Below are 8,342 nucleotides of genomic sequence, written 5' to 3'. Positions count from 1 at the left end.
AGAGTAAGGGTTGGGGTGAGGTAGGGAAAATGCCCAATGATTTGAAACATATAGGTTTATGCTACAATATACAATACAATTGTAATCAGGAATAATAAAGGAATACATGAGGCTTTTAAGATTAAATGTGAGGGTTGCGGGGGTAGAATTCACAAGGTTTGGGATACACTCTCCATATTTATCAACCAAATACCGAATCAGGCTTTTCAGCTACCCTCTTTGGAGAAAAAAGAAAACAAAAGAATGCAGAATCCAAACTCCTAAAGGAATTACAATGTTTTTAGTAATAATATGTTTTCTCCTTATTGTCTTTACTCTTTCATATTTTATATGGTGGCTTATATACAGAAAACTCTTTAAATCACAAAAGAAAATTTCTAAATTTTTAGTCTTTATTGGAGCAGTGGGCTTAATTGTATTTTATTATACGCCTTATTCCTATTACTTAGAGCCTAGTTTTTATGAGTTTAAGAAAATGTGTAAGCTTAATGAATTATCGGATAATGAAGAGAAGTATAACAAAATCTTAAGTTACTTTGGATTAAGTTTGGATAGTTTGGATTATGAATTATTAAATAATAAAATACATAAACTACCCAAAGAATCAATATATTATAAAAAAAATAAATATACATATGGAGCATATTTAGAACTCATACCATATAGCAACAGAATAAAAATTTCTATTGCTTTTTTAGGTAATCAAAACAAGTTAAATAAAAAGAATATCAAAAGAATATATTTTGCGGTAATTTGGAAGCATCATCGAGAAGAGTATTATTTCTCTGGACTTACTTACAGGTGGCATAGAGTTAAAAGTAATCAAAGGGGATGTAATTATTTTGGTATAAGAAGGATTAGCAATGAATAATAAAGAAATGATTGGAAGGCTAAAAGACAACGCAGAATTAGCTTGGGCGGCTTATGGATATTTTCATTTTTTGGGTAAGCAATTTAAAGATGATGACTTAGAAACACTTAAGAGAGAAAATAATTCTATCATCACCTCGACAGATGTTTTAGATATTACCTACAAAGGCTATGAAGTTAAAGATACAGGTTGGGTTTTTGATGACAAACTTGATGGCGATATGTCCCCGCTTCAAGCTAAAAATTTCTTTGAAAAATATGATTTACTAGATTTCTATCCTAAGTTTGATAACAAAAACAATAAACAGCAAAAGGGTTTCCACGCTTGTTTGTTTCAAGATAAAGAAACTAAAAAGTTAATCGGAAAAGTAGAATGAAAAAAATATTTTATGGATTCTTGATTCTTATGGGCTTAGGGATATTTTACTATACACCACTTTCTTTTTATTTTCAGCCAAGCTATTGGAAATTTAAGAAAATGTGTAAAATGCAATATGATTTTATTTTCAAAGGTGTAGGAGATGCAGAAAGTATAAATAAATACAGAGATAAGAATGGATTTATTGATGGTGTTTGGTATACTGGCATATATGAGCCAAAAGGCTATATAGAAGATTTGTATTGGGAAGAGCAGTGGATAAACTGTAATAATTTCTATAACGAATGGGACAAAGATTGGTATAGCAAGGTGCAAAAAGGAGAAATTTATGGAAAATAAACTATTAATAAATAAAATGAAAAATGCTGCTGAACTCGCTTGGGCAGCCTATGGTTATTATGATTTAATGACAAGCGATACCAATCAACTATTCGTTGTGTTAAAAGATGAAAAAGGTGAAGATAAGACAGATTTTAGTGGGAATCCTGTTACACAAGAAATTACTCTTACTGATATTATGGATAGTAGTTATGCGAAACACAATGTTGTAGGAAAGGATAAATGGGGTAAAGATTTTGAAACAGTAGGCACACTCAAAGGCTACTTCTCTCCCACCCAAGCAAAAAGATTCTTTGAAAAATATGATTTATTAAAACACTGCCCCAACACCCATTCAGGCTTCTCTGCTACGCTTTTTAAAGACACAAAAGCAGATTCTAAAGATTCGGAATACACCCTAGCCATAAGAGGAACAGAATTTAAACTAGAACAAATCAAAGATTTAATCAATGATTACTACATAGGCACAAATAATAATGATATGAATAGAGTGATAGAGCAATACTTTGATATGCTTTTCTTTTATGAGGAAACTCTAAAGCCTTTAATGCAAGAAAAAGGCATTACAAAGATTAATGTTATAGGACATTCTCTAGGAGGCTATCTCACTCAACTCTTTGCCTTAAGCTATCCAAGTATCATTAATGAAGTTTATACTTATAATACCTCTTTAGAATCTAGGAGTGTTGCCTAATGCTAACATACATATTCCTTTTAATCTTTATCCCTACTATTCTTTCTTATCTCATACTTACATTTATTTATAGAATCCTCTTTAAATCCAAAGAGAAAGTGTCAAAGTTTTTAGTCTTTCTTGGAAGTATTGGATTGATTATCTTTTATCGCACACCTTATTCTTATTATTTAGAGCCTAGTTATTGGCAATTTAAAAATATGTGTAAGCTTAATGAACTTCCAAATAACGAGGAAAAATACAACAAGATTCTAAGCTACTTTGATACAGATTTAGAGAATTTGGATTGGGAGGAGTTGAATGAGAAAACTTGGAAAATTACAAAGGAAGACGAATTTTACAGACAGGGCATCTATGAATATGAGACTTTAACAAAAGAAAAGGAAATAAATTCTCGTTTAGGAATGGTAGCAAGTTTTTTAAGTAATGAAGCAGAAATAAATCGTTATAATATCAATCAAATGGCAATTAATATTTCTTGGCACACTAGACGCTATTATTTTGACATAGCAAATTTAACAAGAGACGATGATATGTGGATAGAAAAAACATTGGCTTGCTATCGTGTAGCAAAAGAAAATATGACACCAAGAGGATTCAAAAATGACAAATAAACAACAGATTCAAAAACTAAGAGACAATGCAGAACTTGCAATGGCTTCCTATGGATATTTTCATCTAATAGGCAAGAAAATTAAAAATGATGAGGATGAATGCGGAGATAAAGCTAATAAACCCATAACTCTCCACGACATACTAGACATTACCTACAAAAACTATGAAACACAGGACAGCACATTTTTTAACACGGAGAATCTCAAAGGCGACTTCACCCACGCTTTCTTAGGACTCACCAAAGGTAAATCGCCTGATGAATTAGATAAAATAGATAAAGAACTAAGAGATAAAAAGCTTAAAAATGCTGATTGGAAAGATTTCGATAAGAAATGGTATGAAACAATGGATACAAATGAATATAACAATGGCCTTTGGGGCTTTGGCACGGGTGTAAGCGAAGTATGTGATGTGGCAGGTAAGGTATTTAAATATAATCAATATGCAATAAGAGAGAATCTATGAAAAATAAATTTCAATGGCAGAAATTTATTTTGGATTGTTTTATATGTTTTGGGGTTGTAATAATCTCTCCAATTGTATATTCTATTTTAGTAAAAAGTGATAATTTGCGATGGCTTTTATATCCAACACGATGGCTTTTATATCCAACGCAATGGCTTTTTGATATTGACATTCATACTATTGGTGATATAGCGGAATTTATCGTTGGTTTTTTTTCACTAAGCCTTATTGTATTTTTTGTAATCAATATTTCCTATAAGATACACAAGGTGAGTTTGGGCTTGAGTTTAATTTTTATGGTATGTTATACCGTATTTGGATATTATTTTTTTAGTCATTTATAAAGAAGTGTTATGCAATATTTTGTAACTATTTACATTAATCCAATGGATTTCAATACTAGAGATATTGTGGTTGTCCCTCACGCCTTTTTGGGCTTAACACGCAAACACCCTGATGAGTTGGACAAGTTAGGCAATATTGAGATAGAAAAATATTCTAATCCGCAATATGACCCTTTTACGCAATCTTACTTTAATGCTATTAAAAAAGAAAAAGGCAAATGGTATGAAAACATCTATCCTAGCATTTTAAACGATGAGTTTAGTGGCGAGGGATTCTTTGGATTTGGTCCTGTAGAATCTACTACTAATCATTGGGGTAAGGTGTATGAAAATAATCAGTAAAATAAAAGGCTAGAAAATGAAAGAAAAGTTTAATTTTGCTAAATTTATTTTAGATTGTTTTATTTGTTTGGGATTGATGATAGTATCAAGCATTGTATTTTTTATGCCTATCTCATATCTTACACAAATGATTGAATATTCATTAAATTTATTCATAGACAGCTCGAAGTTTTTTCGTAATTTTTCATTCACTATTATATTTGTTCCACCATCATTGATTTTACCATTGGTTTGTTATAGTAAATTTTATAAGTTTTACAAAACAAGCCTTATCTTTTGTTTTTTGATATTAGTGATATTTGTTGTTTTTGTAGATTACACACTCAGTTATAATTTCAGAAAATAGAAAGGAATCTTTATGCAATACTTTGTAACAATTTATATTAATCCAATGGCTTTTAACACTACAGATATTATGGTTATCCCTCACGCATTTCTAGGTTTGACACATATACACCCTGATGAGCTAGATTCACTAGGTGATATTGAGATAGAGAAATATTCTAATCCACAATATGACCCATTCACAAGCTCATATTTTAATAGCATCAAAAAAGATAAGGGCAAATGGTATGAGAGGGTATATCCTAGTATATTAAGCAATGAATTTAGAGGGGAAGGATTTTGGGGATTTGGTCCCGTTACACACGCTCCTAATCATTGGGGTAAGGTATTTGAGAATAATCAGCATGCTACAATAACACTATAAAACAAAGGAAAAAATGAATGAAACTCCCAATCTACTCAAACCTCAAAACAAAGCTAGAATCTAAAGGGCTAGATTCTAGCACAAGTGGGCAGATTGCGTGGTTTGTGTGTAGTGTTGGAGTAGTATATGTATTTTCGATGATTGTATATACATATGGTGTTAATAAAGAGGGTATTTCACTTGATAAGATATTTGTTGCATTTTATATCAACCATTTTTTTTGCTTTATTTTTATGTGGCTTATTTTCTTGCTAAATTTATTATATAAAGAAAATACAATCTCATTTATATTGTCTATGATAATAACTATCATCTATTTTTACAATGAATATTTTTCTTGCATTGTAGCACTCATTATTGGTGTTATTTTGTATATTACAAAGAAGCAAAGATTATTTTATACCTGTTTTGTTGGCTTGGTTTATATTATAGTTATCTATATTGTATTTGACTTAAGAGGAGGATTTTATAAATGAAATATTTTGTAACTATCTATATTGACCCATTATTTGATTTTGAGGGTTTTACTCACGCTTTCTTAGGACTTACTAAAGGTAAATCACCTGATGAATTAGATAAACAAGGCGATATTGAAATGGAAAAAATATGAATAAATTAAAAACTAAAATAATTAATTCTATTTACAGAAGAGAGTATATAGCACTGGTTATAAGTCTTGTCTCTGTATGTTTTTTTATTACACTTTCTTTGTTTCAAGAATCTAATCATATCAAAGATAGCGGAGTAATATTTGCGACCTTTATTGTTCCTAACCTTGCATTATTTTATAGTATGAATTTTATGAGGATATTCCTTGTGAGTTTTATTGTCGCGCTTGTGTTATGCGTGCCTTTTGCTGGGATTATGAATATCATCAATCTTGCCTCGCATAATGCACTATTTTCTACTCTTGGTTTTGGTAAAGAGTTTAGCTATGTGCTTATACCCTTTCTTTTGGTGCAACCCGTTTATTGCCTTGTTTCTAAACATTGTACTTTTATCCACTATGTTTTATTTTTACCATATAATGCGACACCCATTCTTATTTTTTGTGGGCTAATGTATGCAACAAAGTAATATAAAGGATTCTCTATGCAATATTTCGTAACAATTTATATTGACCCATTATTTGATTTTGAGGGCTTTACCCACGCATTTTTAGGGCTTACTCATACGCACCCTGATGAGTTAGATTCGCTAGGCGATATTGAGCTAGAGAAATATTCTAATCCACAATATGATTCTTTCATAGGTTGCTATTTTAATACGATAAAAAAAGACAAAGGCAAATAGTATGAAAGGGTATATCCTAGTATATTAGATTCTAACTTTAAGGAAATCGTGTGAAAAAAGAAAAATTTGATTGTTCTAAATTTATCCTAGATTGCTTTGTGTGCGTGGCATTGATGATAGTCTCCATTGCTATATTTATAAAACCACTTTATTATCTTTATGGTTTTTTTATTAAAAATGGTTTTGGATTCTTTGGATTATCTAGTAATTTTTCTTATGATGATTTTTATTTCATAGCTTTGCAATTTAGTATTCTCTCGCTTGTTCCTTTTGCCATTATATATTTTCTTTATAAGAAAAATAAGTTACAATACAGAATTTACAAGCCAAGCTTTTGGTTTGTTTTTATAAGCATAAATAGTTTTTGGTGGTATGTCGCTTATTGGTTAAGTCATAATTTTAAAACATATTCATAAAGGATTCCCTATGGCATACTTTCTCACAATTTATATCCACCCAATGCAAGGCAATATCCCTCACGCTTTTTTAGGTTTGACACATACACACCCTGATGAATTAGATAAACTCAAAGATGTTGATATATACAAATATCAAGTAGGATATGATTCTGACAAGCCCACGCTTATACATGTAAAAGATAAGTGGTATAATAATATCTATCCTAGCATATTAGATTCTAACTTTGGCGATGAGGGATTTTGGGGCTTTGCTCCTGTAAAGTCTAAAACTAGCCATTGGGGCGTAGTCTTTGAAAATAATCAATACATACCAAAATGGCACGATAACTTTCAGCAATACACTTATATAGATAAGCGACCACTCTCTACTTTTTGGCAACAAAACCGCTGTGTGTTTGAAGTCTCACAAGAACAATATGAAAAACTCTTAGATTCTATTAAAACAGAAGTAGAGCAGACAAAGAAAAGGACACCGAATTTGAAGCAAGATGATACGCAACTTGATAATCCTATTGAAAATTTATACTACAATTCAAATCCTGTCAATACGCACCCATATCACAACTGCGTTACTTGGGTTCTTAACAAACTCGATTCCATAGGCATAGAGATTATCGACAATGAGGAGTGGCTACCTGATAATATTTCTACTAGAGATTCTTTGCTTCAAAAATTTCATTATTTACAATATCTTTATGCAGTATTTCGCAAATTCCAAAGTATAGATTCTAACTTAGAATCTATTACTGGAGCAAAAGCCTTTAGGACTTGGGCTAGGAGTATGACACAGAATAAAATATTTTGTGCTTTGAGGATTGAGGGAGACATCACAAAAGGGCTTGACATAAGCACAGAATGCAAAAGGACTATCACACAAAATCAAAAATATTATGAAAATAAGCTTAAAGATTTTATTACTAAAAGTTCTGATTTTATGAGAGTGTATAATCGTATCAATGAGCAATTAGAGAGACTCCTCACAAAAGTTAAGAATCTAGGATACACAAATATACAAGGGGATTTTACTTTTATTATGTGGAGTGATGAGCTTCAGACAAGAATGCTTTTAGATTCTAAACACAGAGATACAAATACGCAAGAATATACAGCCTATCCTATAGAGCAGATAGACCCAAATATTCCAGCTTGTAATTGGACGCTTAATCATAATGCTTCGTTTATATTAATCTTGCGTGATGAGATGTTGTGTAGAGCTGTATATAAAAATTACCATTATCCCAATATGTCAGAAAGCTTTATAGATTCTATCAATAAAAGCCACATAGCTATCCTAAGCGGTAAAGATGACTTGAGGTATTGGAGTCAATCTCTACACGCATTGCGAAAATCAGTAGTATATGAGGAGGGTATATGAGCAATGAAGATACAAAACACATAGAGGAAATACGAGCCCATCCTAACCAAATCATAGACTGCAAAGTCTTAGAATCTAAAGGCATAGATTCTATACGCTCTACAATATACTTTATGGGAGTAGAACTCACAGGCGGCTCTGAATCTACTAAACCCTATAACGAATGCTTCTTTGGCACATTAGATCCTAAAGATAGTCATATAGGATTAGATACACTTAAACCCATCTATCACCTAATTAGCGAAACAGACTATGACACAAAAGATTCTAAAGAGAGCTTTACCCAAACTCTCCAAATATTCCTAAATAACAGCACGCTTACAATATTAAACTACTCCCTCCTAGATTCTAGCCTTAATATCAAGCTAGAGTGTAAAAGCATAGAATCTAAAGAAATACTAGAAAAAGAACAAACACAAAGAGAGCAACAAAAACAAGATTCTAAAATGTCAGATTCTTTGCTGATAGCTTACAATAACACAGAATCTAAAAAGGTAG

At 31.3% G+C, this 8,342-nt stretch carries 16 protein-coding genes; all 16 read left to right on the top strand.

Going from position 1 to position 8,342, the window contains the following annotated elements:
* The first annotated feature begins 106 nt into the window (after window positions 1-106).
* Window positions 107-871, top strand: a complete 765-nt coding sequence (locus C6H17_RS13195) for a hypothetical protein (protein ID WP_233714126.1) — start codon at window positions 107-109, stop codon at window positions 869-871.
* Window positions 864-1,247, top strand: coding sequence for a hypothetical protein (locus C6H17_RS11760; protein ID WP_020995743.1), 384 nt, complete (start codon window positions 864-866; stop codon window positions 1,245-1,247). The genes C6H17_RS13195 and C6H17_RS11760 overlap by 8 nt, the downstream gene beginning before the upstream one ends.
* The gene (locus C6H17_RS11755; RefSeq protein ID WP_005219883.1) at window positions 1,244-1,588 is read left to right on the top strand and encodes a hypothetical protein; all 345 of its coding nucleotides are present in this window, start codon (window positions 1,244-1,246) and stop codon (window positions 1,586-1,588) included. Before C6H17_RS11760 ends, C6H17_RS11755 begins: the two co-directional genes overlap by 4 nt.
* Window positions 1,578-2,282, top strand: coding sequence for an alpha/beta fold hydrolase (locus tag C6H17_RS11750; RefSeq protein ID WP_005219882.1), 705 nt, complete (start codon window positions 1,578-1,580; stop codon window positions 2,280-2,282). The genes C6H17_RS11755 and C6H17_RS11750 overlap by 11 nt, the downstream gene beginning before the upstream one ends.
* Window positions 2,282-2,896 carry a hypothetical protein gene (locus tag C6H17_RS11745; protein ID WP_005219881.1) on the top strand — a complete coding sequence of 205 codons (615 nt, stop codon included), beginning with the start codon at window positions 2,282-2,284 and terminating at the stop codon, window positions 2,894-2,896. Before C6H17_RS11750 ends, C6H17_RS11745 begins: the two co-directional genes overlap by 1 nt.
* Window positions 2,886-3,362 (top strand): hypothetical protein, encoded by a 477-nt coding sequence (locus tag C6H17_RS13190; RefSeq protein WP_005219880.1) that lies wholly within the window; start codon window positions 2,886-2,888, stop codon window positions 3,360-3,362. Before C6H17_RS11745 ends, C6H17_RS13190 begins: the two co-directional genes overlap by 11 nt.
* Window positions 3,359-3,706, top strand: a complete 348-nt coding sequence (locus C6H17_RS11735) for a hypothetical protein (protein ID WP_020995742.1) — start codon at window positions 3,359-3,361, stop codon at window positions 3,704-3,706. The genes C6H17_RS13190 and C6H17_RS11735 overlap by 4 nt, the downstream gene beginning before the upstream one ends.
* 9 nt (window positions 3,707-3,715) lie before the next feature.
* Entirely contained in the window at window positions 3,716-4,048 is a 333-nt protein-coding gene (locus C6H17_RS11730; protein WP_005219879.1) for a hypothetical protein, read from the top strand.
* 358 nt (window positions 4,049-4,406) lie between these two features.
* Window positions 4,407-4,757 carry a hypothetical protein gene (locus C6H17_RS11720; protein WP_005219877.1) on the top strand — a complete coding sequence of 117 codons (351 nt, stop codon included), beginning with the start codon at window positions 4,407-4,409 and terminating at the stop codon, window positions 4,755-4,757.
* Between the two features lie 17 nt (window positions 4,758-4,774).
* Window positions 4,775-5,233 (top strand): hypothetical protein, encoded by a 459-nt coding sequence (locus C6H17_RS13185; RefSeq protein WP_005219876.1) that lies wholly within the window; start codon window positions 4,775-4,777, stop codon window positions 5,231-5,233.
* A complete protein-coding gene (locus tag C6H17_RS12630; RefSeq protein ID WP_020995740.1) occupies window positions 5,230-5,367 on the top strand; it encodes a hypothetical protein in 138 nt (45 codons plus the stop codon). The genes C6H17_RS13185 and C6H17_RS12630 overlap by 4 nt, the downstream gene beginning before the upstream one ends.
* Entirely contained in the window at window positions 5,364-5,834 is a 471-nt protein-coding gene (locus C6H17_RS11705; protein WP_005219875.1) for a hypothetical protein, read from the top strand. Before C6H17_RS12630 ends, C6H17_RS11705 begins: the two co-directional genes overlap by 4 nt.
* Window positions 5,835-5,849: 15 nt before the next feature.
* Window positions 5,850-6,050 carry a hypothetical protein gene (locus C6H17_RS11700; protein WP_005219874.1) on the top strand — a complete coding sequence of 67 codons (201 nt, stop codon included), beginning with the start codon at window positions 5,850-5,852 and terminating at the stop codon, window positions 6,048-6,050.
* Window positions 6,051-6,100: 50 nt separating this feature from the next.
* Complete coding sequence (locus tag C6H17_RS11695; protein ID WP_005219873.1) at window positions 6,101-6,466, top strand: hypothetical protein; 366 nt, start codon at window positions 6,101-6,103, stop codon at window positions 6,464-6,466.
* Between the two features lie 10 nt (window positions 6,467-6,476).
* The gene (locus C6H17_RS11690; RefSeq protein ID WP_020995739.1) at window positions 6,477-7,844 is read left to right on the top strand and encodes a hypothetical protein; all 1,368 of its coding nucleotides are present in this window, start codon (window positions 6,477-6,479) and stop codon (window positions 7,842-7,844) included.
* Window positions 7,841-8,342: hypothetical protein (locus C6H17_RS12625; RefSeq protein WP_199768874.1), on the top strand; the 502-nt coding region annotated here is incomplete at its 3' end. The genes C6H17_RS11690 and C6H17_RS12625, both read left to right, overlap by 4 nt.

The sequence above is a fragment of the Helicobacter rappini genome, from assembly GCF_900198625.1.
In the GTDB taxonomy this organism is placed as follows: Bacteria; Campylobacterota; Campylobacteria; order Campylobacterales; family Helicobacteraceae; genus Helicobacter_A; species Helicobacter_A rappini.
The sequence above is the reverse complement of the archived record's forward strand: the minus strand, read 5'-3'. Positions and strand labels throughout refer to the sequence as shown.

What these genes read in the sequence shown, in the direction of transcription:
- C6H17_RS13195 (WP_233714126.1), top strand. Translation starts at nt 107, where the DNA reads ATGAGGCTTTTAAGATTAAATGTGAGGGTTGCGGGGGTAGAATTCACA.
- C6H17_RS11760 (WP_020995743.1), top strand. Translation starts at nt 864, where the DNA reads ATGAATAATAAAGAAATGATTGGAAGGCTAAAAGACAACGCAGAATTA.
- C6H17_RS11755 (WP_005219883.1), top strand. Translation starts at nt 1,244, where the DNA reads ATGAAAAAAATATTTTATGGATTCTTGATTCTTATGGGCTTAGGGATA.
- C6H17_RS11750 (WP_005219882.1), top strand. Translation starts at nt 1,578, where the DNA reads ATGGAAAATAAACTATTAATAAATAAAATGAAAAATGCTGCTGAACTC.
- C6H17_RS11745 (WP_005219881.1), top strand. Translation starts at nt 2,282, where the DNA reads ATGCTAACATACATATTCCTTTTAATCTTTATCCCTACTATTCTTTCT.
- C6H17_RS13190 (WP_005219880.1), top strand. Translation starts at nt 2,886, where the DNA reads ATGACAAATAAACAACAGATTCAAAAACTAAGAGACAATGCAGAACTT.
- C6H17_RS11735 (WP_020995742.1), top strand. Translation starts at nt 3,359, where the DNA reads ATGAAAAATAAATTTCAATGGCAGAAATTTATTTTGGATTGTTTTATA.
- C6H17_RS11730 (WP_005219879.1), top strand. Translation starts at nt 3,716, where the DNA reads ATGCAATATTTTGTAACTATTTACATTAATCCAATGGATTTCAATACT.
- C6H17_RS11720 (WP_005219877.1), top strand. Translation starts at nt 4,407, where the DNA reads ATGCAATACTTTGTAACAATTTATATTAATCCAATGGCTTTTAACACT.
- C6H17_RS13185 (WP_005219876.1), top strand. Translation starts at nt 4,775, where the DNA reads ATGAAACTCCCAATCTACTCAAACCTCAAAACAAAGCTAGAATCTAAA.
- C6H17_RS12630 (WP_020995740.1), top strand. Translation starts at nt 5,230, where the DNA reads ATGAAATATTTTGTAACTATCTATATTGACCCATTATTTGATTTTGAG.
- C6H17_RS11705 (WP_005219875.1), top strand. Translation starts at nt 5,364, where the DNA reads ATGAATAAATTAAAAACTAAAATAATTAATTCTATTTACAGAAGAGAG.
- C6H17_RS11700 (WP_005219874.1), top strand. Translation starts at nt 5,850, where the DNA reads ATGCAATATTTCGTAACAATTTATATTGACCCATTATTTGATTTTGAG.
- C6H17_RS11690 (WP_020995739.1), top strand. Translation starts at nt 6,477, where the DNA reads ATGGCATACTTTCTCACAATTTATATCCACCCAATGCAAGGCAATATC.